This is a genomic window from Nocardia sp. NPDC006044 (assembly GCF_042871115.1).
In the GTDB taxonomy this organism is placed as follows: domain Bacteria; phylum Actinomycetota; class Actinomycetes; order Mycobacteriales; family Mycobacteriaceae; genus Nocardia.
In genome coordinates this window covers 1-25,652 of sequence record NZ_JBIAID010000008.1, presented here as the reverse complement: position 1 = coordinate 25,652, position 25,652 = coordinate 1, and the positions used below count along the sequence as shown (strand labels likewise).

Below are 25,652 nucleotides of genomic sequence, written 5' to 3'. Positions count from 1 at the left end.
GTGTGAGTACGAGCCTCATCTATCGCAACGCCACCCTCTACGAGCTGCTGATCCGCGCGCTCTACGGCCGGTATTACACCGCTCGCTACCGAGCCGTCGCGGCCCTCGTGCCCGACGGCGCCAGCGTGCTCGACCTGTGCTGCGGACCCGCGACGCTCTACACCCGCTACCTGCGGCAGAAGTCGGTCGACTACACCGGCCTCGATCGCAACGATCGGTTCGTCGCGAAGCTGACCGAGGCGGGCGCGCACGGCAAGGTCTGGAACCTGACCTCCGCCGACCCGCTCCCCGAAGCCGACTACGTCCTGATGCAAGCCAGCCTCTACCACTTCCTCCCCGAAGCCACCCCCGTGCTCGACCGCATGCTCGCCGCCGCCCGCGAACAGGTGATCATCGCCGAACCGATCCGCAACATGGCCAGCAGCGACAACCGCGTCCTCGCCGCTGTCGGCCAGCGCTTCACCAACGCCGGCGACGGCATCCAAGCCCACCGCTTCACCGAAACCACCCTCGACGCGTTCTTCGGTCCCTACGAGTCGCGAGTGGTCCGCCGAGAACTGATCGCCGGTGGCCGCGAAAAGCTCTACGTACTCGACGCCGATCCCGAACAGCCGCACACTCCCTGACCTACCGCACATCGCCGTGCCGCCCTGACACGCGTGCTTCAGGTGTGCGGAGGTGCTGTCGGCCCACCGAAGCAGCGCACGAGACCCCAACGCCGCGTTGTCGTTACATTCTCCTCGCACATGACACCGCCAACACCGTGGCGTTGACTGGCCGTATCGAGGAGTGACCAGCCTCTTACGTGCTCGCCCTCGCCCGTCCGATGATCGTTCAGGCCGGGGACGCCGCAGCCTTCACTTCGGGAGCGGCCGCGAGGAACCGGCCGCCGCGTTCGAGGGCCTCGGCGGCTTCGGGGAGGAAGCTCCAGAAGAGGTGGAAGGTGTGCGTCGGGGATCGGTAGAGGTCGAGGTTCGCAGGGACACCGGCGGCGCGGGCGTGTTCGACCAGGAGCCGGGCCTCGGGCAGGACGCTGTCTCCGGTGGCGGCCTGCACGAGAATCGGGGGTAGGCCGGAAAGGTCGGTCCGCAGGGGAGTGAGCAACGGGTCGTCGGCGGGGTGTCCGGCCAGGTAGAGGTCGGCGAATCGAGCGGCATCATGGGAGGTGAAGACCAGGGGAGCGTCCTCGGCCCGGGTTTGCGCCGCGCCGGTGAGGTCGATCCACGGGCACATCAGCAACATTCGGCCCGGCATCGGCAGCCGGCGTTCGCGCAGGGCGAGCGTCATCGACAACGCCAGGCCCGCACCGGAAGAATCGCCGGCGACGCTGACGGTTTCCGGCGCGGCTCCGGCGTCCAGGACGGACAGGTAGGCGCGCAACGCGTCTTCCAGCGCAGCGGGAAACGGGTGCTCGGGTGCGAGACGGTATTCGGGGACGAGGACAGGACGTCGAGCTACGGCCGCCAGCGCGCCGGCGAGATGCCGATACCCGAACGAGGATCCGGCGACGTGCCCGCCGCCGTGCAGGAACAGCACGGGCGCGCTCGCCGGATCCACTCCGGCGGACACCGACAGCAGCGACGGGACACCGCCGGCATTGACCGCTCGTAGTTGCACGTCGGCCGGCGGTGCGAACTGCGCGTGCAGCTGCTCGACGGCAGCGCGGATCTCGGCCAGCTCCGCGCCGGTTCGGTTGAGATCGACGAACAGTTCCCACAGCCGGGTCAGCCGCTGGGCGTGCTCGCCACCGACCGAGCGGGTCATGGCCACCGCGTCATCGAGTTCGCCGAGCACCCGCCGCGCGCGGACCAGGAAGGCGCTGCCCGCGACGGTGAGCTCGACGCGATGGGTCGAGCGCCGCAGCAGATCACAGCCGATCAGGCGTTCCAGGCTGCGGATCTGCCGGCTCAATGCCGGTTGGGTGATGTAGAGCCGGTCCGCGGCGCGACTGAAGTTCAGCTCGTCGGCCACCGCGACGAATGCCCGCAGGTGACGTAATTCGATCGCGTCGGGCGCCGCCGTCATCTTCAATACCGCCGCATCGGTCGGGTTGCCGGGCCGCGCGCTGTCCATACCGAACAGTCTTGCCCATCGATAGCGCGCGGGTTATGCCATTACGGGTAGTCGCTTATGCCGATCCGGCCATTCCTTCTGCCGTTTCCGCTCAGCACGATCGGAAGGACAGAACCGAACCGAAAGGCACTCCGATGCGCAAAGTCGTCCTCTACGAGCTGATGTCCCTCGACGGGTTCGCCGACGACCCCGGGCGGAGTGACTGGATGAGTGGCGCAGACGAACGGCTCGTCGACAACCTCGGCCGCATCATCGCCGAGCAGGACACTGTCCTGCTCGGCCGGCGAACTTTCGACGCTTGGTCGGTCGACTGGCCGGAGTCGACAATGCAACCGTTCGCCGACTTCATCAACCACACGCCGAAACTCGTCTTTGCCGGCGAACCACTCACCCGGGAATGGACGGCGACCACCCGCGTCACCGAACCCGCCGAATCCGCTGTGGCCGAACTGAAACGAGAATCCGGCGGCGATATCGGCGTCCACGGCAGTCTGGATCTCGCCCGATCCCTGCTCGCCGCTCATCTCGTCGACGAGCTGCGCCTGGTCGTAGCGCCCAATCTCGCCGGTCGGGGGCGCCGATTGTTCGCCGACACCGGCACCCTTCAGCAATTCGAGCTGCGCGAGAGCGATCGATCCGGCCAGTGCCTCCTGCTCCACTACCGCAAACGGGACTGACGGATTCCCTCGTTCACGCCGGTAAATGGTTGGGGGAGTTGGGGACTGGGAATTCGAAGTGCCACGGGGCGGAGCGGCCGGGGCGGGCGGCGGCCTGGGTGTGTAGGCGCAGGTAGTCCGTGCGGCGGAGGTCGATGGCGCCGAGGGAGGTGAGGTGGGCCGAAGAGACCTGGCAGTCGATGAGGGCGAAATCCCAGGCGGTCAGCTGGGCGCAAAGCCAATACAGTGCGATCTTGGAGGTGTCTCGGGCGCGGGAGAACATGGACTCACCGGCGAACGAGCGGCCACATGCGACGCCGTAGAGTCCGCCGACCAGGTCGCCGTCGCGCCACACCTCGACCGAGTGCGCATGACCGAGATGGTGCAGCCGCAGGTACGCCGCCATCATGTCGGAACCGATCCAGGTCCCGGATTCCTTGTCCCGCGGCCCAGCACAATTCGCCATCACCTCGGCGAAGGCGCGATCCATGGTCACCGCATAGTCGGCCTTGGCGACAGACCGGCGATAGGATTTGCTCACCCGCAAATCGGCAGGCACCAGAATGCTCCGCGGATCCGGGCAGTACCAGTGAATCATTTCACCCGGGTTGTACCAGGGAAAAATGCCCGCCGAATACGCGTCCAACAACCGCTCCGGCGACAAATCCCCACCCAACGCGACCAGCCCGGACGGATCCGCGAGCTCGACAGGTGGGAAAGGCTGTTCTGGATCGGCCAGATACATCCGCATCAGGTCGCCGGCATCGGTCACCGGACAGACATTACCGATTCGAGCCATCGGCCTCGGGTAGAGCAGGTCCCGATGACCGGCCCGGACGCTGTATGCCGGTGGCGGCGCGGCCTGTGTGCTCTGTTCAGATCTGGTTCGTACGGAACACGTTCGTGCTGAGGTATTTCAAGCCGGAGTCCACCAGGACGGTGGCGATCGTGGCGTCGGGACCGAGTCGTCGGCCGAGTTCGATCGCCGCGACAACGTTTGCGCCGGAGGAGGTTCCGGTGAGCAGTGCTTCTTCCGTCGCGAGTCGTCGGGCCATGGCTTCGGCGTTGGCGGTGGGTACGGGGATGATCTCGTCGGGGAGGTCGGGGTCCCACATCGGAGGGTGGTAGCCGATGCCGATGCCTTCGATGAGATGGGCGCCGGGGGCGCCGCCGGACAGCACTGCGGATTCGGCCGGCTCGACCGCCACCACCCGCAGGCGCGGATTATGTTGTCGCAGTGGTGTGGTCGCGCCGCGCAGCGACGCCGCCGTGCCGACCGCTTGGACGAAGCCGTCTACGCGGCCGCCGGTCTGATCCCAGATCTCTTGGCCCATGGGGTGATAGCCGGCGATGCTGGCGGTGTTGGTGAGCTGATCGGTCCAGTAGGTGTGGGGTCGGCGGCCGAATTCGGCGGCGGTGCCGATCATCTCGCGGATCAGCTGCTTGGTGATCTGCCCGTTCGCGCTGGGGATCAGAGTGAGTTCGGCGCCCAGCGCGGCCATCTGGATCAGTTTGTCCCCACTGAACGCCGTGGAGCTGATGATGCGCAGCCGGTACCCCCGCACCGCGCAGACCAATGCGAGTGCGGCACCGGTGCTGCCGCCGGTGTATTCGACGACGGAGTCGCCGGGCTGTAGCCGGCCGTCTGCCTCGGCGGCGGCCAGCATGGACTGGGCCATCCGGTCTTTCATGCTGCCGGTCGGGTTGTGGCCCTCGACCTTGACCAGGATGGTCGCGCAGTTCGCGGGCACCACTTTGCGCAATCGAACGAGTGGCGTGTGGCCGATCGTGGTCAGCACGCTGGTCTCGATTTCCATGACTTCGCCTTTCTGCGGCATACCTTGACGTTGTCGATCCTCGGCACCTCGGTTCGGCGCCGGAAGTTCAATCTTTGAACCGTGCTTGCGGCCGGGCAGTACGTACGCTGCGGGTATGGGTGGTTACGGACAGTTCTGCGCCGTCGCGCGGGCGCTGGATTTGCTCGGCGAGCGATGGACGTTGCTGATCGTTCGGGAACTGCTGCTCGGGGCGTCGAGCTTCGGCGACCTGTCCCGAGGGTTGCCGCGGATCCCCCGGGCGACCCTGTCGGCGCGGCTGCGAACGCTGCGCGCCGCCGGCATCGTCGACGGCTATCGGCTCACCGAGGCCGGGGCCGCGCTCGCCCCGGTGGTCCGCGAACTGGCCCGCTGGACCATCACCACCGACAGCGCCACCCTGGACGAGGACGATCTCGACACCGCCGCCCTCACCTGGGACATGCGCCGACGCGTCGACCCCGACGCGTTGCCCGCCCGCCGAGTCGTGCTCGCCATCGAATTCACCGACCGACCGGCTTCCGACCGCAGATTCTGGCTACACCTGGCCCGGACCGGCGTGGACCTGTGCCGAGACGACACCGGCGCCCCCGTCGACCTCTGGCTCACCACACCCACCCGTGCAGCGACCGAATGGTGGCTCGGAAACCTCTCCTGGCCGCAACTACTGCGACAACCCGGAGTCGAAGTGCACGGAGACCTCGCGCTGCAACGTCAAATACCGACCTGGTTCGCCCGCTACCTGTTCACCCCCGAATCCCTCGCCGCGAACGCGACCTGAAGCGCCGGCCGCTCTTCTCGCACGTAGGCCCGCGCGTGGGGAACCACCACGTCCTGCGGCGCGACGAAAGACGTACGAAGATCCGAGGCAAACGGCTACAGCGCGTCACTGGGTTCGCAGGAACAGATCGCAGGCCGCCTGGCGAGGCTGTGCGACGCCACCCTCGCAGCCGCACAGCTTCTGATTTCCCGCACGCCGACTTGCCGCGCTGACCCGCGTGCGTTTGCTAGAAGGTGCGCGTCTCTGCGGTGGGTGCGCGGATGGTTACCGGTTGGCGGCCGTTCGTGCCGAGCGCTCAGACGGTGAAGTCGGTGACCGCCTCGATGACGCGGCCGACCTGCTCGTCGGTGAGGTCCGGCCAAAGGGGTAGGCGGACAACGGTTCCGGAGAACTTCGCGCTGCGCACGCACGGGTGGGGGGTGCGGCCCAGTTTGAGGCCGGCGGGGCTGGAATCCAGGGGGACGTAGTGGAACGGGGCGACGATGCCGCGGGCGCGCAGGTGCGCGATCAGGTCGTCGCGGCGTTCCTCGGTGGGGGTGCGCAGGTAGTAGAGGTGGGCGGTGTGTTCGCGGTCGGCGGGCACCGTCATCAGCTGAATGTTGTTGCGCGCGGCCCATTCCGGGAGCGCGGCGGCGTAGGCGTCCCACACGCGATGCCGGCCGGCCTGGATGGTGTCGAATTCGTCGAGTTGTGCGTCGAGCACCGCGGCGTTCAATTCGCTGGGCAGGTAGCTGGAGCCGATGTCCTGCCAGGAGTACTTGTCCACCGCGCCGCGCAGGAACCGGGCCCGGTCGGTGCCCTTCTCCCGGATGATCTCCGCGCGCGCCATCAGGATCTCGTCGGTGAGCAGCAGCGCGCCGCCCTCGCCGCAGTGCACGTTCTTGGTGTCGTGGAAGCTGAGCGTGCCCAGGCTGCCGAGGGTGCCGAGCGGGCGGCCCCGCCAGCGGCCGCCGAGGCCGTGCGCGTTGTCCTCGACGATGGCGAAACCGTGCGTATTGGCCAGGGCGAGCAGCTGATCCATCTCCGCGGCGACGCCGCCGTAGTGGATGACCACCACGGCCTTGGTCCGCTCGGTGATCGCGGCCGCCACCGACTCCGGGTCCAGGTTGCCGGTGGCCAGGTCGATATCGGCGAACACACAGGTGGCCCCGCGCAACGCCATGGCGGTCGCGGTGGAGGTGAACGCGAAGCTCGGCACGATCACTTCGTCGTCGTGGCCCAGCTCCAGCAGCAGGCCGGCCATCTCCAGCGCGGAGGTGCACGAGGTGGTCAGCAGCGCGTGCGGCGCCCCCGTGATGACCTTCAGCTTCTCGGTCGCCGTCGCGGTGAACGGCCCGTCGCCGTGGCTCTGGTCGGAGCCGAGCACCGCCTCGAGGTTGGCCAGTTCGCGGCGAGCCCGGAACGGGCGGCTGAAGATGATGCGGTCAGTGCTCAACCCGGTCGTTCCCCTTGTTCGCGGTGGTCGTGGTCAGTTCCCGGGCATCGTCCGGGTAGCCGGTCGCCGCGTCCGGGCGCGGCGTCGGTGAATCGACGGTCAGATAGAGCGGCTTACCGACGAGGATATGCAACGCCACCCCGAGGTATTCGGCGATGAGACCGAGCGAGAACAGGATCGCCCCGGAGACCAGCAGCAGCACGACGATCATCGAGGCCCAGCCCTCGGGCGCCCAGTTGTCGGTGGTGAGCGCCTCGTAGACGATGACGCCCGCCATCACGCCGCCGCCGAGGCCGAGCGTCACGCCGAGCAGGCTGACCAGGCGCAGGCCGCGAGTTCCGCTGCACAGCACCATCTTCCAGAACAGCGAGAACAGCCGTCGGTAGTTGTAGCCGGACTCCTCGCGGCCCTCGGCGCGCAGCACCACCGGCGCCTGCGCGACGGTGCCGACCACCCAGGTCAGCGCGACATCGAGATACACGCCATTGGACGCGACCTCGGCCAGCTGCCGTCCGATCGCACCGCGGATCAGCCGATAGCTTTCGAACCGGGTGGAGTCCGGGAACGCGAACAGCGTCGCGAGCACCAGCTTCGCCCCGCGCGAGGTGATGTTGCGCAGGAAGCCGTGCGGGCGGGTGTTGCTGGGCTTCGAATACACCAGCTCGGCGCGTTCGGTGAGCGCGGTGTCGAGGAAGGTGCCGATGAACCGGGGATCGTGCTGACCGTCCTCGTCCATGGTGACGATCCAGTCGCCGCCGGCCGCGGACATGCCCGCGATCGTCGCGGCGTCCTGGCCGAAGTTGCGGCTCAACCAGATGGTGCGCACCTCGGGATAGGCCTGCTCGAGCTCTTGCAGCACCACGTCGGAGCGGTCCGGGCCGCGGTCGTGCACCAGGATGATCTCGTCGACCTGGAAGGTGGTCCCGCCGGGCGTCTGCGTGGGCCGGGTCAGTTCGTGGAGTTCGGCGACCAGACCGCCGATGGTGTCCTCGCCACGATAGATCGGCACGACCACAGAAATGGCATGCGACCGAGACGGCCTGCCGTTCGAGGTGACCGTGGCGGGGCGGGGCGTGCGGGAGGGAATCGGCATCAGCTGGATCGACTTTCGATGACGGTGCGTGCCGGTGTCCCCCGCAGGACAGCAGGGCCCGAGCCGCCCAGAACTCTAGCATGGTGCGGGTTTCGGAATCGGGGGCCGGATCCCCTGCGGCGTCCGCCTGCCGCTACCGCCGTGTGCATCCCACCATCATCGACGCGTCGGCGGCCGGATGCCAAGCGCCACACTGCTGTGTAGGGTTTGGAACTCGTGACGGATAGTGCAGTGTCGAGGGTGACGCGCCCAGGGTCCGCCGAGGTCAACGGGGGTGACCCGGCCGAGGCGGAAGTTCCGGCCGGAACCACCGCGGCCGACGGCCCTGGCGATCCCGCCGCGCGCCGCACCGTCTACCTCTGGGGCCTGATCACCGCCGTCGGCGTGGTCCTCGGTTACGCCGCGGTACTGCTGGCCAACGCCAGGCACTTCTACACCGACGACACCGAATCCCAGTACACCGGATTGTGGGTCGGCCTGGGCCACGCGCTGCGTGCGGGCACCTTCCCGGTGCTGGTGCCCGAGCGCTGGATGTCGGGCAACAACACGATGGACGACGCGGGCCTGTTCAACCCGCCGCAGCTGCTGATCGACCTGATCGCGCCGTCGGTCGACAACATGGCGCTCTACGCCACCGTGGTCAAACTGATCTTCGCGATCATCGCCGCGCTCGGCGTCTACCGGATCTGCCTGGCCTACGGCGGCAAGCCAGCCTGGTCCGCGGTGGCGGGTGTGGCGTTCCCGCTGTCCGGTTTCTTCCTGTTCTTCGACGAGGCCAGCTGGATGACCGCGCTGACCGGCACCGCGTGGTTGGTGCACGCGTGGGCGTCGTCGGTGCGGTACACGCGCGGTCAGGGCGGGCCGATCCCGGTCTTCATCTATCTCTATCTGACGATCTCGACGCAGTACATCTTCCCGGCGGTCGAGGCGGCGCTGATGCTGCTCGCGGTCGCGGTGGGGGAGGTCGTCTATCGACGTCAGTGGTGGCCGGTGGTGCGGCTGGCGATCGTCGGCGGGTGCGCCGGGCTCGCGGGTCTGCTGACGTTCCTGCCGAGCATGCTCTCGGCGAAGGTGACCTGGCGCGGCACCATGGAGATCATCAACGACCAGTTCCTGACCGTGCCCTGGTCGGAGTCGCTGAACGCCAGCCTGCCGAGCACGCATCCCGCGTTCACCTCCTGGTGGGGTTATGTGCAGCCGATGCCGGTGGTCTACATCGCCTGGTTCCTGATTCCGGCGCTCGCGTTCATCGACTGGCGGCGGGCCAAGGAGAGCTGGCGGGAACTGTCCGGGGTCGCGTTCTTCGCGGTCGTGATGCTGATGTGGGCGGCCGGGCCGGGGTCCATCGGTCCGCTGCGCTGGCCGGTCCGGGTGCTGCCGATGCTGGCCATCGGGCTGCTGGTGCTGGTGTGCGTGCTGCTCGCGCGTTACGGCACGACCAAGGACCTGAAGAATCGCGGGATCGCCGCGGGTGTGCTGATCCTGCTGCTGTGGGTGCGGTCGTTCTCCGCCGATCCGCACGACGTGATCTGGCATGTGCTCGCCGCCCTCGCGGTCGTCGCGCTCGGCGCCGCGGTGCTGTGGCTGGATCGGGTCAAGGGGATCGCCGCGGCGTGTGTGCTGGTGATCGTGGCGATGTTCCCGATCGCGTTCTTCCAGGTGCAGGCCGCGCAGCCGACGCCGATGACCTGGAACCTGCCGACCAACCGCTCCGACGCGAAGGCCGCGTTCCCGGATTTCCCCGGCACCACACTGCAACTCGCCGAGCGCGGACTGGTCCAGCCGGGGGACAAGAGCCTCGACGGCGCGTACGGCTCCTTGGTTTTCGGCAACTACGCCAAGTCGCTGGAGCTGACCTACGTCAACGGGTACACCCCGACCGGGCACTTCTACTTCGGTGAACTGCTCTGCATGCGCTGGGACAGCAGCGTCTGCCCGGACGCGTTCCGGCGGATGTTCACCCCGGAGCCGACCACCGGACGCAACCTGGCCGATCTCATGCTGCTGGACCGGATCGTGTTGCAGCGCGCCCTGTTCCCGGACGCACGCAACCAGGCCGCGCCCGACGGCTGGAAGTGGGTCGACTATCCCGGCCACGAGCGGTTCATCTCGGTGCTCGAACGCGTCGACGGGCCGATCTCCACGGTGAACGGCCGGGTCGCCGCGGCCAAGAACGTGACCGCGAAGTCGATCGCGGAGACCGACACCACCAGCCGGGTGCGGGTCAGCTCGCCGGACGGCGGCCGCGTGGTGTTCGCCCGGCTCGGCTGGCCCGGCTATCGGGTGACTATCGACGGCAAGCAGATTCCGATCACCACCGTGGCCAAATCGTTTGTCGCCGTGGATATCCCCGCCGGCACGCAGAACGCGGAATTGGTCCTGACCTGGCGTCCGCCGGGCTGGAAGATCGGCATCGGCGCGCTGGCCGCGGGCGTGGCCGGCACCGGTGTGCTGCAATGGCTGTACGCGCGGTCGCGGCGGCGTGCCAAGGTGCCGTCCGCCGCCATGTAGGGTCTGGAACTCGTGGTGGAAAGCAGCGCCCTCGCCCGGCGGGACGTGTTCAAGTGGGGCCTCATAACCGCGCTCGGTGTGGTGGCCGGATACGGTGCCGTCCTGCTGGCCAACGTCCGGCATTTCTACACCGACGACACCGAGTCGCAGTACGCCCCGCTGTGGGTGATGCTCGGAAATCGCCTGCGGGACGGGCAGTTCCCGGCGATGGTCCCCGAACACTGGATGGCCGGTAACTACGCCATCGAAGAGGCGGGCCTGCTCAATCCGCCGCAGCTGCTGATCGATCTGATCGCGCCCTCGGTGGACAACGTCGCGCTCTACGCCACCATCGTCAAGCTGATCTTCGCGATCGTGCTCGGGCTCGGGGTGTACCGGGTCTGCCTGGAGTACGGGGCCAGCGCGCCGTGGTCGGCGGTGGCCGGGGTGGCGATTCCGTTCACCGGGTGGCTGCTGTTCTTCGACGAAGCCAGTTGGTACACCGCGTTCGTCGGGACGGCGTGGCTGGTGCACGCGTGGGCCTCGGGTGTTCGTTATGCGCGGGGACGCAGCGGGCCGATTCCGACCTTCGTGTTCCTGTATCTCGCGATCTCGGTGCAGTACATATTCCCGGCGGTCGAGGCCGGTCTGATGATCGGCGCGGTGGCCGTCGGAGAGGTTGTCTACCAACGCAAGTGGATGCCGTCGCTGCGGTTGCTCGCGGCCTCGGCGTTCGCGGCCCTCGCCGGCTTGGCGACCTATCTGCCGAGCATTCTGTCCGCGAAGGTGACCTGGCGCGGGACCGCGCAGATCAACAACGATCAGTTCCTGACCGTGCCGTGGTCGGAGTCGTTGAATGCCAGCCTGCCGAGCACGTTGCCGGCGTACAGCTCTTGGTGGGGTTATGTGCAGCCGATGCCGGTGGTCTACATCGCCTGGTTCCTGATTCCGGCGCTGGCGTTCATCGACTGGCGTAAAGCGCGAGAGAACTGGCGCGAGTTCACCGCGATCGCGCTCGTCGCGATCATGGGGTTGATGTGGACCGCCGGGCCGGGGACCATCGGGCCGCTGCGCTGGCCGGCCCGCGTGCTGCCGATGGTGGCGCTCGGGCTGCTGGTGCTGGTGTGCGTGCTGCTCGGACGGTACGCGACCTTCGTCAGTTGGCGGCGGCGCGGTGTCGCGGCGGGCGTGCTGATCGGGTTGCTGTTCGTGCGGTCGTTCTCGGCGGCGCCGCGGGAGCTGGGTTGGCATGTGCTGGCGGCGGTTTCGGTGGCCGCGCTCGGGGCGGCGGTGGTGTGGCTCGCGCGGACCAAGGGGGCGGTGGCGGCCTGTGCGCTGACGATCGTCGCGGTGTTCCCGATTGCCTACCTTCAGGTTTGGGCTGTGCAGCCGACGCCGATGAGCTGGAACCTGCCGGAGAATCGGTCGGAGATGAAGGCGGCGTTCCCCGACTTCCCCGGCACCACACTGCAACTCGCCGATCGTGGGCCGATTCCGCCGGCGGAGAAGAATCTGAAAGGGGCCTACGGCTCGCTCGTATTCGGCAACTACGCCAAGGATCTGGAGCTGACCTACGTCAGCGGGTACACGCCCAACGGGCACTTCTGGTTCGGGGAGATGCTCTGCATGCGGTGGGACACCAGCGTGTGCCCCGATGCGTTCCGGCGGGCGTTCGAGGTCGAGCCGACCACCGGGCGCACGATTGTCGATCTGATGAAGGTCGATCGGGTGGTATTGCAGCGGTCGATGTATCCCGACGCGCGCAACCAGCCCGCGCCGGACGGCTGGAAGTGGGTCGACTATCCCGGGCACGAGCAGCAGATCTCGGTGCTGGAGCGGGCGAACGGGCTGATCTCGACGCGCAACGGGCGGGTCGCGGCCACGTCCGGAGTTGTGGCGACCTCCGTTTCGGAATCGGACATGGACAGCCGAGTCCGGGTCAACTCGGACAACGGTGGACAGGTCGTGTTCGCTCGCCTCGGCTGGCCGGGGTACCGGGCCACCCTCAACGGACGAGATATCCCTATCCGCGTCGTCGCGAAAACCTTTGTCGCGCTGGATATTCCGGCCGGAACCAAGAACGGCGACCTGGAACTGAGCTGGCGCCCGCCCGGCTGGAAGATCGGCGGCGTATCGATCCTGCTCGGACTCCTAGGCCTCGGCGTCCTCCAATGGGCGTTCCTGCGCACCCGCCGCGAGGACGACGAACCGAATTCCCCGAAACCCGCCGACACCGACAAACCGACCACCCCACAGCCGGACCTGGTCGACGCGAAGAACTGAGTTCGCGTCGAGGCGGGCTACTTCTGGACCTGATGCAACGGCGTCGAGCCTGTGGGTATGGGTGCGCGGGGGCGTGTTGGGTGCGCCCGCCGATCGGCGAGGATGGCGGGGCGATAGAGTGCCTGGCGCGACTGGAGGTGGGCGTCTGATGAGTTTCAACGGTGAGCGAAGTGCGGCGTCCGCGGGTGGCGACGGGATCGCGCCGACGGTGACGCGAGACGTGCGGTCGTTGGCCGATGGCGATGGGCCAAGTATGCGCGGCGCCGGTCTCGATGCTTCGATCCCGGTGGCGGAGGCGGACGAATCAGCGGGATCGGTTCAACTGGCGCACGAACTTGATGCGACCGAGCCGGCGAAACCCGGACCGTTGCTGCGGCTCGTCCAGCGGCAGGAAGTCGCGTTCGCCGCGGTCGGCGGGTTCAACACCGCGCTCGGGATCGGGCTGACGATTGTCTGGCTGGCGGTGCTCGGCGACAACGTGCCGCCGTCGGTCGCGGTGGCCGCCGCCTACGCCGTCAGCATCGTCGTCGCGTTCGTCTTGCATCGCACATTGGTGTTCCGGGTGCGCGGGCACCTGGTGCGCGACTTCGTCCGGTTCGTCGCGGTCAATTCCGGTGGGCTGCTGCTGAATATGGCGCTGCTCGAGCTGGCCGTCTCGGTCTGGCACTTCCCGGACAAGCCCGCCGCGGTCGTGGTGATGGCCCTGGTCGCCGTCGCCAGCTACTTCGGCCACCGGCACATCTCCTTCCGGCGCCGACCACCGGTCGAACCGGACAGCGCCGTCGGGTAGGTTTTGCTCATGCCGGAGCACACCTTGGACGCCACGCTGTTGAGCCTGCTGGCCTGCCCTCAGGACAAGGGCCCGCTACTGCTGGTCCGCGCCACCGAGGGCCCCGTCCTCTACAACCCCCGCCTGCGCCGCGCCTACCCCATCGACAACGGCATCCCCGTGCTGCTCATCGACGAGGCCCGCGACGTCTCCGACGACGAACACAACGACTTCATCGAGCAGCCGGTAGAGGCCTGAGCGTCACCCCGCCACCCGCACTACGTTTGATTTCCCGCACCAGAAATCGCATGCAGATCTCGGTGCGAGAAATCAGAAGTAGTGCGGCTGCGCGAGTCGGCGCCGCATATGCAAAGGGGCGTCGCAGTGGCGGGCTCAGTCGGGTTTGTTTGGGGGAGTGTCTATTTCGCCGGTCAGGTAGCGTTGGAGGGTGGGGGCTACTGCGGCGATCAGGGTTTCGGCTTCGGCGGAGGCCAGGGGTTCTATGCCGATAACCTTGCGGGCCATCAGGACGCCGATCATTTGGGAGCCGAGCAGGGATACGCGCAGGCGGCCGTCGTCTTCGGGGGTGGCGATGCGCTGGCGGACTCGTTCTATGACGACCTCCAGGATGAAGGCGCGGGCGAGGGAGTTGTCGCCGCCGCCGATGATGCTGCGGACCATGGCGACTATGCCGGGGCCGGCGGGGGAGTCCCACACGCCGAGTACCCCGCGGAGGATGGTTTCGCCGAGTTGGTCGAGGGGAGCGGTGTCGACTGCGGAGAGGGTGATCTCGGGGTCCACCGGAAGCTGGACGACCGCGCCGAACAATTGCTGTTTAGTGCCGAAGTAGTGGTGTACCAGCGCGGGATCGACGCCGGCGTCCGAGGCGACGGCGCGGATGGAGGTCTTGTCGAAGCCCACCTCGGCGAATCGCGCCCGGGCCGCGGCGAGGATCGCCTCGCGCGCGCCGGACTGACCCGGTCTGCGCCCGGAGCGGGCGGGGCGATCCTCGGCCGGTGATCCGTTCGCCGTCACGGAGTGCGCCGCCGTAACGTCGCCGCGCCGAGGCACAACGCGACCACCGCGAACCCGGCGACCACCGCCAGGTCGCGCCACATCGCGCCGGTGGCGTTCGAATGCGTCGAAACCTGTTGCAGCGCATCGACGGCGTAGCTCAGCGGCAGCACATTGCTGATCGCCTCCAGCCAGCCGGGCAGCTCGCCGCGCGGAACGAGCAAGCCGCACAGGAAGATCTGCGGCGCCACCACCACCGGCATGAACTGCACGGCCTGAAACTCTGTGCGCGCGAAGGCACTTGCCAGCAGGCCCAGCGCGACGCCGCAGACCGCGTCGACCACCGCGATCAGCACCACCCACCCGGGACTGCCCGCCGAGTCGAGACCGAGCAGACCGAACGACACCAGGCACGCCACCACCGCCTGCGCCGCCGCGGCCAGCGAGAACGCCGTGCCGTAGCCGCCGAGCAGGTCGAGTTTCCCGAGCGGTGTGGTGAGCAGCCGCTCCAGCGTGCCGGAGGTGCGTTCGCGCTGCATGGCAATGGCGGTGATCAGGAACATCACGATGAACGGCAGGATGCCGAGCATGCTGATGCCGACCCGGTCGAACAGTGACACCGGATTGAACGGATTGGCCGGGGTGTCCTTGTAGATGAAGTACAGCAACGTCATCAGCAGCGCGGGAACCACCACGATCATCGCGACGGTGCGGTGATCGTTGCGGAGCTGGCGCAGGATGCGGGTGGTGGTCGCGATATACGGACGAAGGGTGGGAGCCCGCCGGGCCGGCGGCTCGAGGATGATGGTCATGGTTCCTGCCTGAGTTGGATGTCGTTGCGGCGGTGCGTGGTCAGGCCGCGTGGGCCTTCGTGATCAGCGAGAGGAACGCGCGTTCGAGATTCTGCTCGCCCGTCTCGGCGCGCAGTTCGTCCGGGCTCAGCTGGGCGAGCAGATGGCCGTCGCGCATCAGCAGCAGCCGATCGCAGTGCTCGGCCTCGTCCATCACGTGGCTGGACACCAGCAAAGTGGTTCCGTCGGCGGCCAATTCCCGGAACTGCTTCCAAAGGTCCACGCGCAGTACGGGATCCAGCCCCACCGTCGGCTCGTCGAGGATCAGCAGTTCCGGCTGAGCGACCAGCGCGCACGCCAGCGAGGCGCGGGTCTTCTGCCCGCCGGACAGCTGATCGCCGCGTTGCGCGGCGTGTTCGGTCAGGCCGACCGCGTTGATCGCGTCTTCGGTGGCGGTGCGTTCGCGACCGTAGAGCGCGGCGAAGTACGCGACGTTCTCGTGCACGCTGATATCGGAGTAGATGCTCGGCGCCTGCGTGACGTAACCGATCCGCCGCCGCAGCTCCGCCGCCCCCGCGGGCCTGCCCAGCGCCGAGATCTCCCCGGACTCGACGACCTGGGTCCCGACGATGCTGCGCATCAGCGTGGTCTTACCGCAGCCCGACGGCCCGAGCAGGCCGGTGATCGAACCGCGCGGAATCGTGAGCGAGACGTCGTGCAGAACCTCGCGTCCGCCGCGCCGCACCGTCAGGTTCTGCACCTCGACAGCAGGTGATGAGGTGTTTTGCGACATGGTCGCCTCAATTCATCGAGTGTTGAATTCACTGTGCGATGAATTTAGCGCGAGTACGCCGCAACGGCAAGAGGCCTGGGCCCGCCTCGGCGTGTCGATTACTCGTGTCACGGTGTCCGCCAGGTGTGGTCCGGCGGGGGCGAGTTGGTGTCACGGTGGGTGCGGCCCTGGCGCAATCGACCCCTCGCGTCCCGGCGTCCGCCAGGTCAATGCCCGTGCTGCATGGGCACAGTCCCAGCCGACCCGCCCGGCTCGACGACCACGAATTGGCCCATCATGCCCTGGTCCTCATGCCACAGCAGATGACAGTGATACATGTACGGCGCGTTCGGATCGGCGGGTCCGTCGAAGCGCATGGCCAGTTTCACCGTGGCGTTCGGTGGAAGGAAGACGGTGTCTTTCGGTCCGGCGAGCTCGGCCGGCGGCGGTCCGTCGTTGCGCGCGAGCACGCGGAACTGCACGTCGTGGATGTGGAAGTTGTGCGGCATACCGTCGTTGTTGTGCACGGTCCAGGTCTCGGCGGTGCCGCGAGTAACGGTGAGATCGATCCGGTCCATCGCCATCGGCCTGCCGTTGATGCCGGCGAGATTGATGTCGAAACGGCGTTCCCGCACCGAGTCCGAACCGTCGGGAGTCGACGGATGAGCCAGTGCCGCAGGCAATTCGGGCGACGGACGCAGGGTTCCGGCGGCCCGGAGTTCGAGGATGTCGAAGGTGTCGTCCCCGCCCGCGAACCGCTGTCCCCAGAAATCGAGCCCGGCGTCGAGTTTGTTGCCGCGCAACACCGTTCGCTCACCAGGACGCACCCGCACCACGATCTCGGCGCGCTCGCCGGGCGACAGCTGCACGCGATCCAGCGCGAGCGGGCGTTCGATCAGCCCGCCGTCGGTCGCGATGAGCGAGAATTGGCGCTCGTCGGCGAAGCCGAAGGTGTAGATCCGCGCCGTCGAGGCGTTGAGCAGGCGCAGCCGGACCAACTCGTCGCCGACGTCGCGGTACGGCGTGAGCGTGCCGTTGACCATGGTCTGATCGCCGAGAAAGCCGACATCGCGGAAGATCGCGTGCGCCGAATCGAACTTGCTCCCTTTGAATTTCACGTCTTGGACGATGACGGGCAGATCGTCGACACCGTAGTTCTTCGGCAGCGGCAGCGCGTCGGACACCTCGTCGTCGAGCAGGAACATCCCGGCGAGCCCACGCCGCACATGCTGTTCGGTAACGCCGTGCGGATGCGGGTGGTACCAGAGCGTCGCGGCAGGTTGGTTTACGGTCCACTGCGGATTCCAGGTGCCGCCCGCCGGAACCATCTGGTGCGGACCACCATCCATCGCCGCGGGTACATGCATGCCGTGCCAATGCACCGTCGACGCCTCGGGCAGTTGATTGCGCACGGCAACCGCGACCTTCTCACCGCGTCTGGCCCGCAAGGTCGGGCCGAGGTAATTGCCGTTGAACCCCCAGGTCTCCGTCGCCACACCGGGCTTGAATTCCGTTCGCCCCGAACGCATATCGAGCTGGAACTCGCGCGTCCCGTCCGGGCGCACCTGTGCCTGCGCGAGCGGCGGAATGGCTAGCTCATTGCTGAATTCCGCACTGCCGACCGTGGATACGTCCGCATTCACGTACGTCAGGGTGACGCCGCCCGCGATCGCCACCGCGAGCAACGCCACGAACGCGGCAAGACCGAGAAACAACCGCCGCCACCTGCGCGGCCGGTAAACCGAAACCATCTGCTGACGGTAGAAATCGTCACCCCCGCAGCACATCCGGGAGCGTCCCTATTCCAACCCTTGATTTCGTACCGACGTGCCCAGGGTGTTCATCCGGAAACGCCGGATAAGACCTGGTCAGACTATGTGACTCGGCTCACAACGATCTGATGTCACGTCTGCCGGGGGTCATTTGTCCCATGGTCGTCACCAACCCCGGTGACCTGACCATCGGAGCAACACCATGAACACCGAACAGCGGATCGTCATCCTCGGCGCCGGCTACACCGGCCTGCTCACCGCCGCGCGCCTGGCTCGCCGCACCCGCAAGCTGAGCGCCCGGATCACACTGGTCAACCCGTCGCCACGCTTCACCGAACGCCTGCGCATGCACCAGATCGCCGCGGGCCAGGAACTCGCCGACCATCGCATCGCCGACATCCTGACCGGTACCGGCGTCGAATTCGTCCAGGGCTGGGCCACTTCCATCGATCCGGATGCCCAGCAGGTGATAATCGATGACGCGATAAACCTGCCCTACGACGAACTGGTCTACGCCCTCGGCAGCAGCACCGACACCACCCTCGTCCCCGGCGTCGCCGACCACGCCTGGACCCTCGACGACCCACGCGCCGCGAACCGGTTCGCCGGACACCTGAACGCCCTTGCGGCCCAGGGCGGTACGGTCGCGGTCTGCGGCGGTGGTCTGACCGGCATCGAGGCCGCGGCCGAAATCGCCGACGGGCACCCGGGTTTGCGCGTCACCCTGATCAGCACCGGCGAGCCCGGTGCGATGATGGGCGACAAGGCCCGCGCCTACCTGCACCGCACCCTGAATCGCCTCGGCGTCACCCGCGAAACCGGCCGGGCCGTCACCAAGGTGCTGCCGGACGCGGTCGAATTGGCCGACGGCACAATGATTCTCGCCGACCTGACCCTCTGGACCGCCGGCGTCCGCGTCTCGACCCTGGCCGCTAGGGCCGGCGTCGAGACCGACTCACGCGGACTGATCGTGGTCGACGAGACCCTGAGTTCGATCTCGCACCCGAACATCCACGCGATCGGTGACGCGGCCGCGATCCGCATGCCGTGGGGCCAGATCCACGGCACCTGCCAGAGCGGCCTGCCGACCGCCGCGTACACCGCCGACACCCTCGCGCGGCGGCTGCGCGGAAAGCCGGTGCGGCCGTTCCGTTTCGGCTACTTCCATCAGCCGGTCAGCCTCGGCCGCCGCGACGGCGTCATCCAGTTCACCAAGTCGGACGACACCCCCGCCCGGTTCTACCTGACCGGTCGCGTGGCGGTCGCGTACAAGGAATCGGTCAGCGCCAGCCCGGTACCGGTCGTCCGGTTCAGCCGCCGGATGAACGTCCCGATCAAGCTGAGGGCCGGCCGCCCGGCGCTGACCTGCGCGGTTGAGCCGGAGCCGGGTTTGGGAGCATGACCCGATGGTCGACGTCACTGCCCAGCAGGATCCCTTTCTCGAACACCGGCGGCTGCTGTTCGCCACCGCGTACCGGATGCTGGGCACCGTCACCGACGCGGAGGACATCCTCCAGGACACCTGGCTCAAATGGCACGACACCGATCAGTCGACGGTGCGGCACCCGAAGTCCTACCTGGTCCGCACCGTCACCAACCTCTCGCTGAATCGGCTCACCTCCGCCCAGGCCACCCGCGAAAACTACGTCGGCCCATGGCTTCCCGAACCGCTGCGCACCACCCCGAACATCGCCGAGGAGACCGAATTGGCCGACACCGTCTCCACCGCCATGCTGGTCGTGCTGGAAACCCTGAGCCCCGTCGAACGCGCCGTCTTCCTGCTGCGCGAGGTATTCGGCTACACGCACGCCGAGATCGCCGACACCCTGGACCGCCCGGAGCCGACCATCCGGCAGATCGCGCACCGCGCCCGCACCCACGTGCAGGCCCGCCGTCCGCGCTTCGACACCGACAAGGCCGAACGCGACCACATCACCGCCCGATTCATGGCCGCCTGCTCCGGCGGCGACCTCAACGCGCTGATGGACCTGCTCGCCCCCGACGTCACCCTGTGGAACGACGGCGGCGGCGTGGTCACGGCCGCGCGTCGTCCGCTGCACGGCCCGGATCACGTGGCCCGCTGGCTGCTCGGCGTGTTCGCCAAGCCGGTGTCCGCGGGCGTCGAGCTCGAATCCGCCTACCTCAACGGCGAACTCGGCACGCTGGCCTGCCAGGGCGGTAACCCGGGTGGCGCGTTCACCTACGACATCGCCGACGGCCGCATCAAGAACCTGCGGTTCCAGGTGAACCCGAACAAGCTGAAGGGGCTCTATACCGAACCGCTCGGCTGAAGCGCCACGCCCACCCTCCGGCGCGCGTATACGGCGTGTCCGAATTACGCTCCTGCGGTGACCAACGAGAACGCGACCCCGTCCGCGGACGGGGGACAGCTGCGGGCTTCGACGCTGGAACTCTTTTTCGATCTAGTGTTCGTCTTCACCATCACCCAGCTCACCCATGTCTTCACCCATCACCCCGGCTGGTCGGCGCTGGGGCAAGTGGCCCTGCTGTTCGGCGTGATCTGGTGGATGTACAGCGGATTCGTCTTCCTGACCAACGAGGTGGCGCCGAGCAGTTCGGCCCGGCGCACCTGGCTGCTGATCGGCATGTTCGGCTTCTTCGTGGTGTCACTGGCCATCCCGGACGCCTTCCACGGCACCGGCGTGGCCTTCGGCGTCGGCTACTTCGTGATCACCGCGGTGCACACGGGGCTGTTCTACAGCAATGGCGGCGAGTCCGCCGTTCTCGCGATCAAGCGGATCGCGCCGCTCAATACCCTCGCCGCCGGACTGGTGCTGGCCGGCGGTTTCGTGCACGGCTGGCACCAATACGCGTTCTGGGGTGCGGCGCTCGCGGTGCAGGTGCTGACCCCGTATCTGGTCGACACCGGCGACTTCCGGATCCGGGCCAGCCATTTCTGTGAGCGGCACGGGCTGGTGGTCATCGTCGCGATCGGTGAGTCGATCGTGGCCATCGGCGTCGGGCTGGCGGGGGAGAAGATCACGGTGCCGCTCATCGCGACCGTGGCGCTGGGGCTGTGCCTCGCCTACGTGCTGTGGTGGGCGTACTTCGGCATCGACGACGAGCGCGGCGAACACGCGCTCGCGGCGGTGCCGGAGCGGGAGCGGTCCCGGCCCGCGGTGCTCGGGTACGGATATTCGCTGTACGTCCTGCTCATCGGCATCATCGTGACGGCGGCGGGCATTCAGATGAGCATCGCGCACGGCAACGAACCCGCGTCCGTCGCGACCGCCGCCGCGTTGTCCGGCGGGGTCGCGCTGTATTTTCTCGGCCAGTTCTTCTTCCGCCGGGCGCTGCGGCTGCCGCGGGCGTGGAGCCGGCTGATCGCCGCCGCAGCGGTCGCCGCGACCACGCCGATCGGGGTGGTGTGGGTGTCGTGGGCGCAGCTGGCGGCGCTGGTCGCGGTAGGTTACGCCGCCGTCATCATCGATGACCTGATCACCTTGCGCAGTGGTCAGCACAGCTCCTACGTGTAGGTCGTCCGACCGATACCGGCGCACCGCCCGCCCGCGCTAGGTTCATTGCGAATATGATTCTGTCGCAAGGAATTTCGCAATGAGAACGAAACCTCTGCTCGGGCTGTTCGCGGCCGTCGCCGGCCTCGGTGCCCTGATGTCCGCGCCCGCGGCGGCGACGCCGGTGCTGCACGCGGCATGCCCGGCGAGTCAGTACGAGAACATCGACAAGAAGTGTGTGCCGCGCCCGCAGCAGGCCCTGACCCCGCCGGACGGGGCGACCGCGAAGTGCAAGGACGGCACCTACAGCTCCAGCCTGACTCGCAAAGGGACCTGCTCCGGGCACAAGGGAGTCGAGCAGTGGCTGGTCGATCTGCCGTAGCCGCCGTCTTGGACAATGGCGGCTGTGTGTGCCGATGAACTAGCCGTCGAACCGCCCGTCGCCGCCCGCAGATTGCTTGGGGCGACCCTCTGGTCGGGAGCGGTCGGCGTGCGGATCGTCGAGGTCGAGGCCTACGGTGGTGATCCCGCCGGGCCGTGGCCGGATCCCGCGTCGCACTCCGGGCGCGGGCGGACCAAACGGAACACGGTGATGTTCGGGCCGGCGGGGGTGCTGTACGTGTATCTCAGCTACGGGATGCACACCTGCGTCAATGTGACCAGTGGCCCGGACGGGATCGCCAGCGCCGCGCTGATCAGGTCGGGTGAGGTGATCGCCGGGCTCGACGAGGCCCGGGCTCGGCGAACGGCCGCGCGGTCCGATGCCGACTTGGCGAAGGGGCCGGGCAACCTCGGCAGTGCGCTGGGAATTATGTTGAGCGACTACGGAACTCCGCTGTTCGATGCGAGTTCGGCGATCCGGCTGGAACTCGGCAAGGCCATTCCCGCGAAGCAGATCGCCAGCGGTCCCCGGGTGGGGGTGAGCACAGCGGCGGATCTGGCGTGGCGGTTCTGGCTGCCGTCCTCGCCGGCGGTGTCGACGTACCGGCGCAGTCCGCGGGCGCCGCGTGCCGAGGCGTCCTGAGGATTTTCCGCGGCGGCCGATGAGTTTTCCCGGAGGATGACGTCCTATCAGGTGAACGCGCTACCACCCCGCGCGACCGACCTGAAGGAAGACATCATGACCGCCGTGCCCGCCGCCTCCGCTCGCCCCGGCAAGACGCTGAATCGCGTGCTCTGGACCCTGCAAATCCTGCTCGGCCTGTTCTTCATCATCGCCTCCGCGCTGCCGAAACTGTTCGGCCAGGAGGACGCCGTGCAGTCGTTCAACGACATCGGCTGGGGTGATTGGTTCCGCTACCTCACCGGCGTCGTCGAGCTTTCCGGTGGCATCGGCCTGCTGGTGCCGCGGCTGAGCGGGCTGGCCGCGGCCGGACTGTCGATCACCATGGTGCTGGCCGCCGCGACCCAGGCGTTCCTGCTGGACGCGCCCGCGCTCGCGCCCTTCCCGCTGGTGCTGGCCGCGGTGTTCGCCTGGATCGCCTACGAGCGGCGCGACACCATCGTCGCGCTGCGGGACACGCTGTTCGGCTGAGTGAGTTGCCTACGATCGGCGGACTTCGGTTCGCCGATCGTTGCGCCGCGTCAGCCCGTAATCGGTTGGGCGAGATCGTCTTCCGCGACCACCTGGTACACGGCGTTCAGGGTCGGTTCGCCCACCAGGTCTTTGATGCGCTCGTAGCGGCGTTCCTCGATCGGTGCGATGCGCTCCATCCACACCGGGATGTCTTCCGGCTCGGCATGCTCGATGAGGGCGAGGGTGAACAGTTCGCGCGGGTCGTCGAGGTTCAGCGCGCTGAGTACGCGGGTGCGCGGGTCGCCGGGGACGGTTTCGTCGGGGATCCACGCCTTACGAAAAGTCGCATAGTCGACTCCGTCGTTGAGGCGACGAGACATGGCTGCGATCAGCATCTTCGGGGGCCTTTCCGATTTATCTTGCAGTGCAAGTTAAACCTAACCGCAGTTTTCTTGCAGTGCAAGAAAAATCTGGGAGGATGGTCGCGTGGTTGATCGAAGGTCCCGCCCGCGCGCCGGGCTCACCAGGGAGAAGATCCTGGACGCGGCGATAGCTTTCGTCGGCGAACACGGGCTCACCGCCCTGTCGACCCGCAAGCTCGGCGCGGCGATGGGCGTCGACGGGATGAGTCTCTATCACTACGTGCCGAGTAAGGCGGCGTTGCTGGACGGGATGGTCGAGCGGCTGCTCGAGCAATCGATGGTGGAGTTGCTGCCCGCGGGCGATCGACCGTGGCCCGACGCCGTGACCGCGATGGCGCATGGGCTCCGGGCGACGCTGCTCGCGCATCCCGCGACCGCGAGCATCCTCGCGACCAGGCCGGTCAACTCGCCCGGCGCATATCGGATTCTGGAGTCCGCTCTGGCGGTGATGAGTGACCAGGGCGTGCCGCTCGGGCGGGCGATGGATGTAGTGAACGCGGTGATGACGTTCGTCATCGGACACACCCTCGCCGAAGCGGGAACCACGCCCGGCCACGAGCAGGCCGATGCCGCGCAGGCGCCGGCGGACCCTCAGGCGTACCCGTTGCTGGCCGAATCCCTGGCCACGGGTGCGGGTCTCGACTTCGAATCGCGGTTCGCCCTGACCGTGCAGATTCTCGTTCGCGGCTTCGCCGCCGGCGGATAAACAGCTCGACCCGGGGCGGCTGACCTCGACACACTGAGTGCAGTCCAACCACCTACTACCCGTGCGGAAAGATGGGACACCGTGAGCGGCGACATCATCGACGAATTGACCTGGCGCGGACTGATCGCGCAATCCACCGACCTGGACGCCCTGCGTGCGGCCCTGGACGCGGGACGGTTGACCGTCTATGCCGGTTTCGATCCCACCGGTCCCAGCCTGCACGCCGGCCATCTGGTTCCTTTGCTCGCGCTGAAGCGGTTCCAGCGTGCGGGCAATCGGCCGATCGTGCTGGCCGGCGGCGCCACCGGACTCATCGGCGATCCGCGCGACGTCGGCGAGCGCACCATGAACTCGACCGACACCGTGCAGGAATGGGCCGGGCGCATCCGCTCGCAGCTGCAACGGTTCGTCGACCTGGACGACCTGACGACCGGCGCGGTGATCGCGAACAACATGGACTGGACCGGGCAGCTGTCCGCCGTCGACTTCCTGCGCGATATCGGCAAGCACTTCTCGGTGAACGTCATGCTTGCCCGCGACACCATCAAGCGGCGGCTCGACGGTGAGGGCATCTCCTACACCGAGTTCAGCTACATGCTGTTGCAGGCCAACGACTACTTGCAGCTGCGGCGTCAGTACGACTGCACGTTGCAGGTCGGCGGCTCCGATCAGTGGGGCAACATCATCGCCGGCGTCGAACTGAACCGGCGGGTCGACGGCGCGTCCGTGCACGCGCTCACCGTTCCGCTGGTGACCTCGGCCGACGGCAAGAAGTTCGGCAAGTCGACCGGTGGCGGCAGCCTGTGGCTCGATCCGGAGATGACCAGCCCGTACGCCTGGTACCAGTACTTCGTGAACACGGCCGATGCCGATGTCATGCGGTACCTGCGCTGGTTCACCTTCCTGTCGCAAGAAGAACTGGCCGAGCTCGAGCAGGCCACCGCCGAACGGCCGCACGCGCGGGAAGCGCAGCGCAAGCTGGCGGCGGAGATGACCACGCTGGTGCACGGCGAGGCGAATACGCGTGCGGTGCAGTTGGCGAGTCAGGCCTTGTTCGGGCGCGGCGAACTTCGTGAGTTGGATGAGCCGACGCTGGGGGCGGCGCTGCGCGAGGCCGCGGTGGCCGAGCTGGGTGCGGGAGAGCCGAGCACGATCGTCGATCTGCTCGTGGCCACCGGGTTGAGCGAAAGTCGCGGTGCGGCCCGGCGCGCGGTGAACGAGGGCGGCGCCTCGGTGAACAACGAGCGGGTCTCGGATCTGGAATGGACCCCCGCCGACAGCGACTACCTGCACGGACGCTGGCTGGTGCTGCGGCGTGGAAAGAAGAACCTCGCGGGGGTACTGCGGGCAGGTGCATGAAGATCGCGGTGGCTTGAATCACATCCGTGTGATTCAAGCTTCCGGTCGGGTCGGATCCGAGGCTCTGACCTGGGGAAACACCGGCTGGAACAGCGGATTTGACTCTGCGTTATCCGCCGCGTAACTTAGTTCGAGTCAGAGCGACACGGACACCGACCCGGAGCCGGGAAGCCCAGTGGAAACGCTGAGTGGATGGACTGGGAAACGAGGTAGGACGAGAGCGCCTGGCCGTCAGATAGAAACCTAGGGTGATCACACGGACTTGACTCTGTGGGATACGCCGTTTAGGCTGGAACAGTTGCCTCACGGACGAACCGGTTAGCGCCGGGGATGAAGTGTGTGCGTGTGTTCTTTGAGAACTCAATAGTGTGTCGATGAATGTCAGTGCCAATATTTTATTGGTTCCGATTCCTCATACCCCCCGGTTGAT

25 protein-coding genes are annotated in these 25,652 nt (G+C 67.5%); 15 read left to right on the top strand and 10 right to left on the bottom strand.

Features of this window, described 5'->3' with window-relative positions; genetic code table 11:
* Positions 1 to 2 precede the first annotated feature (2 nt).
* Positions 3 to 626, top strand: a complete 624-nt coding sequence (locus tag ACFYO1_RS42015; protein WP_387244708.1) for a class I SAM-dependent methyltransferase — start codon at positions 3 to 5, stop codon at positions 624 to 626.
* Between the two features lie 208 nt (positions 627 to 834).
* On the opposite strand, the gene ACFYO1_RS42010 is transcribed toward ACFYO1_RS42015, so the two are convergent.
* Positions 835 to 2,073 (bottom strand): alpha/beta hydrolase fold domain-containing protein, encoded by a 1,239-nt coding sequence (locus ACFYO1_RS42010; RefSeq protein ID WP_387244705.1) that lies wholly within the window; start codon positions 2,071 to 2,073, stop codon positions 835 to 837.
* 134 nt (positions 2,074 to 2,207) lie between these two features.
* Between ACFYO1_RS42010 and ACFYO1_RS42005 the strand changes: the two genes are divergently transcribed.
* A complete protein-coding gene (locus ACFYO1_RS42005; protein ID WP_387244702.1) occupies positions 2,208 to 2,750 on the top strand; it encodes a dihydrofolate reductase family protein in 543 nt (180 codons plus the stop codon).
* Between the two features lie 13 nt (positions 2,751 to 2,763).
* Here ACFYO1_RS42005 and aat read toward each other — a convergent pair whose 3' ends face one another.
* Positions 2,764 to 3,501, bottom strand: a complete 738-nt coding sequence (gene aat, locus ACFYO1_RS42000) for a leucyl/phenylalanyl-tRNA--protein transferase (RefSeq protein WP_387244699.1) — start codon at positions 3,499 to 3,501, stop codon at positions 2,764 to 2,766.
* Between the two features lie 103 nt (positions 3,502 to 3,604).
* Positions 3,605 to 4,546, bottom strand: a complete 942-nt coding sequence (locus ACFYO1_RS41995; RefSeq protein WP_387244696.1) for a PLP-dependent cysteine synthase family protein — start codon at positions 4,544 to 4,546, stop codon at positions 3,605 to 3,607.
* Between the two features lie 115 nt (positions 4,547 to 4,661).
* Here ACFYO1_RS41995 and ACFYO1_RS41990 point away from each other — a divergent pair, with 115 nt between their 5' ends.
* Positions 4,662 to 5,324, top strand: a complete 663-nt coding sequence (locus tag ACFYO1_RS41990; protein ID WP_387244692.1) for a winged helix-turn-helix transcriptional regulator — start codon at positions 4,662 to 4,664, stop codon at positions 5,322 to 5,324.
* A gap of 295 nt (positions 5,325 to 5,619) precedes the next feature.
* Here the strand turns inward: ACFYO1_RS41990 and rffA are convergent, their stop codons facing one another.
* Positions 5,620 to 6,759 (bottom strand): dTDP-4-amino-4,6-dideoxygalactose transaminase, encoded by a 1,140-nt coding sequence (gene rffA, locus ACFYO1_RS41985; protein WP_387244689.1) that lies wholly within the window; start codon positions 6,757 to 6,759, stop codon positions 5,620 to 5,622.
* Positions 6,749 to 7,852: a glycosyltransferase gene (locus ACFYO1_RS41980; RefSeq protein WP_387244686.1), complete on the bottom strand. Its 1,104-nt coding sequence runs from the start codon at positions 7,850 to 7,852 to the stop codon at positions 6,749 to 6,751. Before ACFYO1_RS41980 ends, rffA begins: the two co-directional genes overlap by 11 nt.
* 384 nt (positions 7,853 to 8,236) lie before the next feature.
* Here ACFYO1_RS41980 and ACFYO1_RS41975 point away from each other — a divergent pair, with 384 nt between their 5' ends.
* From ACFYO1_RS41975 to ACFYO1_RS41960, 4 genes are all read left to right on the top strand, one after another.
* A complete protein-coding gene (locus ACFYO1_RS41975) occupies positions 8,237 to 10,363 on the top strand; it encodes a hypothetical protein (protein ID WP_387245220.1) in 2,127 nt (708 codons plus the stop codon).
* A gap of 15 nt (positions 10,364 to 10,378) precedes the next feature.
* Positions 10,379 to 12,625: a hypothetical protein gene (locus ACFYO1_RS41970; protein WP_387245217.1), complete on the top strand. Its 2,247-nt coding sequence runs from the start codon at positions 10,379 to 10,381 to the stop codon at positions 12,623 to 12,625.
* Positions 12,626 to 12,773: 148 nt separating this feature from the next.
* Positions 12,774 to 13,415: a GtrA family protein gene (locus ACFYO1_RS41965; RefSeq protein WP_387244683.1), complete on the top strand. Its 642-nt coding sequence runs from the start codon at positions 12,774 to 12,776 to the stop codon at positions 13,413 to 13,415.
* A 9-nt stretch (positions 13,416 to 13,424) separates the two neighbouring features.
* Positions 13,425 to 13,652, top strand: a complete 228-nt coding sequence (locus ACFYO1_RS41960; RefSeq protein WP_387244680.1) for a Trm112 family protein — start codon at positions 13,425 to 13,427, stop codon at positions 13,650 to 13,652.
* A 135-nt stretch (positions 13,653 to 13,787) separates the two neighbouring features.
* Here the strand turns inward: ACFYO1_RS41960 and ACFYO1_RS41955 are convergent, their stop codons facing one another.
* The 4 genes from ACFYO1_RS41955 to ACFYO1_RS41940 all read right to left on the bottom strand — a co-directional run bounded on the left by ACFYO1_RS41955 (position 13,788) and on the right by ACFYO1_RS41940 (position 17,722).
* Positions 13,788 to 14,429 carry a TetR family transcriptional regulator gene (locus tag ACFYO1_RS41955; protein ID WP_387244677.1) on the bottom strand — a complete coding sequence of 214 codons (642 nt, stop codon included), beginning with the start codon at positions 14,427 to 14,429 and terminating at the stop codon, positions 13,788 to 13,790.
* On the bottom strand, positions 14,426 to 15,220 hold the full coding sequence (locus ACFYO1_RS41950) for an ABC transporter permease (protein WP_387244674.1): 795 nt from the start codon (positions 15,218 to 15,220) through the stop codon (positions 14,426 to 14,428). The genes ACFYO1_RS41955 and ACFYO1_RS41950 overlap by 4 nt, the downstream gene beginning before the upstream one ends.
* 40 nt (positions 15,221 to 15,260) lie before the next feature.
* A complete protein-coding gene (locus ACFYO1_RS41945; protein ID WP_387244671.1) occupies positions 15,261 to 15,992 on the bottom strand; it encodes an ABC transporter ATP-binding protein in 732 nt (243 codons plus the stop codon).
* A 206-nt stretch (positions 15,993 to 16,198) separates the two neighbouring features.
* Entirely contained in the window at positions 16,199 to 17,722 is a 1,524-nt protein-coding gene (locus tag ACFYO1_RS41940) for a multicopper oxidase family protein (RefSeq protein ID WP_387244668.1), read from the bottom strand.
* Positions 17,723 to 17,945: 223 nt separating this feature from the next.
* On the opposite strand from ACFYO1_RS41940, the gene ACFYO1_RS41935 reads away from it, so the two are divergent.
* The 6 genes from ACFYO1_RS41935 (at position 17,946) to ACFYO1_RS41910 (ending at position 22,753) form a co-directional block, all read left to right on the top strand.
* Positions 17,946 to 19,145, top strand: a complete 1,200-nt coding sequence (locus tag ACFYO1_RS41935) for an NAD(P)/FAD-dependent oxidoreductase (RefSeq protein ID WP_387244665.1) — start codon at positions 17,946 to 17,948, stop codon at positions 19,143 to 19,145.
* Between the two features lie 4 nt (positions 19,146 to 19,149).
* Complete coding sequence (locus tag ACFYO1_RS41930) at positions 19,150 to 20,034, top strand: RNA polymerase sigma-70 factor (RefSeq protein ID WP_387244662.1); 885 nt, start codon at positions 19,150 to 19,152, stop codon at positions 20,032 to 20,034.
* Between the two features lie 57 nt (positions 20,035 to 20,091).
* Entirely contained in the window at positions 20,092 to 21,240 is a 1,149-nt protein-coding gene (locus tag ACFYO1_RS41925; protein WP_387244659.1) for a low temperature requirement protein A, read from the top strand.
* A gap of 79 nt (positions 21,241 to 21,319) precedes the next feature.
* Complete coding sequence (locus ACFYO1_RS41920) at positions 21,320 to 21,601, top strand: DUF3761 domain-containing protein (RefSeq protein WP_387244656.1); 282 nt, start codon at positions 21,320 to 21,322, stop codon at positions 21,599 to 21,601.
* Between the two features lie 15 nt (positions 21,602 to 21,616).
* The gene (locus ACFYO1_RS41915) at positions 21,617 to 22,243 is read left to right on the top strand and encodes a DNA-3-methyladenine glycosylase (RefSeq protein WP_387244653.1); all 627 of its coding nucleotides are present in this window, start codon (positions 21,617 to 21,619) and stop codon (positions 22,241 to 22,243) included.
* 96 nt (positions 22,244 to 22,339) lie between these two features.
* Positions 22,340 to 22,753: a DoxX family protein gene (locus ACFYO1_RS41910; protein WP_387245214.1), complete on the top strand. Its 414-nt coding sequence runs from the start codon at positions 22,340 to 22,342 to the stop codon at positions 22,751 to 22,753.
* 50 nt (positions 22,754 to 22,803) lie between these two features.
* On the opposite strand, the gene ACFYO1_RS41905 is transcribed toward ACFYO1_RS41910, so the two are convergent.
* On the bottom strand, positions 22,804 to 23,130 hold the full coding sequence (locus ACFYO1_RS41905; RefSeq protein ID WP_387244650.1) for a hypothetical protein: 327 nt from the start codon (positions 23,128 to 23,130) through the stop codon (positions 22,804 to 22,806).
* A 91-nt stretch (positions 23,131 to 23,221) separates the two neighbouring features.
* Between ACFYO1_RS41905 and ACFYO1_RS41900 the strand changes: the two genes are divergently transcribed.
* Positions 23,222 to 23,863 carry a TetR/AcrR family transcriptional regulator C-terminal domain-containing protein gene (locus tag ACFYO1_RS41900; RefSeq protein ID WP_387244647.1) on the top strand — a complete coding sequence of 214 codons (642 nt, stop codon included), beginning with the start codon at positions 23,222 to 23,224 and terminating at the stop codon, positions 23,861 to 23,863.
* An 81-nt stretch (positions 23,864 to 23,944) separates the two neighbouring features.
* Positions 23,945 to 25,222 (top strand): tyrosine--tRNA ligase, encoded by a 1,278-nt coding sequence (gene tyrS, locus ACFYO1_RS41895; RefSeq protein ID WP_387244644.1) that lies wholly within the window; start codon positions 23,945 to 23,947, stop codon positions 25,220 to 25,222.
* The last annotated feature ends 430 nt before the right edge of the window (positions 25,223 to 25,652 follow it).

Coding starts and splice junctions, on each gene's coding strand:
- ACFYO1_RS41995 (WP_387244696.1), bottom strand. CDS start 4,546: ATGGAAATCGAGACCAGCGTGCTGACCACGATCGGCCACACGCCACTC.
- ACFYO1_RS41935 (WP_387244665.1), top strand. CDS start 17,946: ATGAACACCGAACAGCGGATCGTCATCCTCGGCGCCGGCTACACCGGC.
- ACFYO1_RS41990 (WP_387244692.1), top strand. CDS start 4,662: ATGGGTGGTTACGGACAGTTCTGCGCCGTCGCGCGGGCGCTGGATTTG.
- ACFYO1_RS41965 (WP_387244683.1), top strand. CDS start 12,774: ATGAGTTTCAACGGTGAGCGAAGTGCGGCGTCCGCGGGTGGCGACGGG.
- ACFYO1_RS41950 (WP_387244674.1), bottom strand. CDS start 15,220: ATGACCATCATCCTCGAGCCGCCGGCCCGGCGGGCTCCCACCCTTCGT.
- ACFYO1_RS42005 (WP_387244702.1), top strand. CDS start 2,208: ATGCGCAAAGTCGTCCTCTACGAGCTGATGTCCCTCGACGGGTTCGCC.
- ACFYO1_RS41930 (WP_387244662.1), top strand. CDS start 19,150: ATGGTCGACGTCACTGCCCAGCAGGATCCCTTTCTCGAACACCGGCGG.
- ACFYO1_RS41960 (WP_387244680.1), top strand. CDS start 13,425: ATGCCGGAGCACACCTTGGACGCCACGCTGTTGAGCCTGCTGGCCTGC.
- ACFYO1_RS41945 (WP_387244671.1), bottom strand. CDS start 15,992: ATGTCGCAAAACACCTCATCACCTGCTGTCGAGGTGCAGAACCTGACG.
- ACFYO1_RS41905 (WP_387244650.1), bottom strand. CDS start 23,130: ATGCTGATCGCAGCCATGTCTCGTCGCCTCAACGACGGAGTCGACTAT.
- ACFYO1_RS41910 (WP_387245214.1), top strand. CDS start 22,340: ATGACCGCCGTGCCCGCCGCCTCCGCTCGCCCCGGCAAGACGCTGAAT.
- ACFYO1_RS42010 (WP_387244705.1), bottom strand. CDS start 2,073: ATGGACAGCGCGCGGCCCGGCAACCCGACCGATGCGGCGGTATTGAAG.
- ACFYO1_RS41915 (WP_387244653.1), top strand. CDS start 21,617: ATGGCGGCTGTGTGTGCCGATGAACTAGCCGTCGAACCGCCCGTCGCC.
- ACFYO1_RS41980 (WP_387244686.1), bottom strand. CDS start 7,852: ATGCCGATTCCCTCCCGCACGCCCCGCCCCGCCACGGTCACCTCGAAC.
- ACFYO1_RS41920 (WP_387244656.1), top strand. CDS start 21,320: ATGAGAACGAAACCTCTGCTCGGGCTGTTCGCGGCCGTCGCCGGCCTC.
- ACFYO1_RS41940 (WP_387244668.1), bottom strand. CDS start 17,722: ATGGTTTCGGTTTACCGGCCGCGCAGGTGGCGGCGGTTGTTTCTCGGT.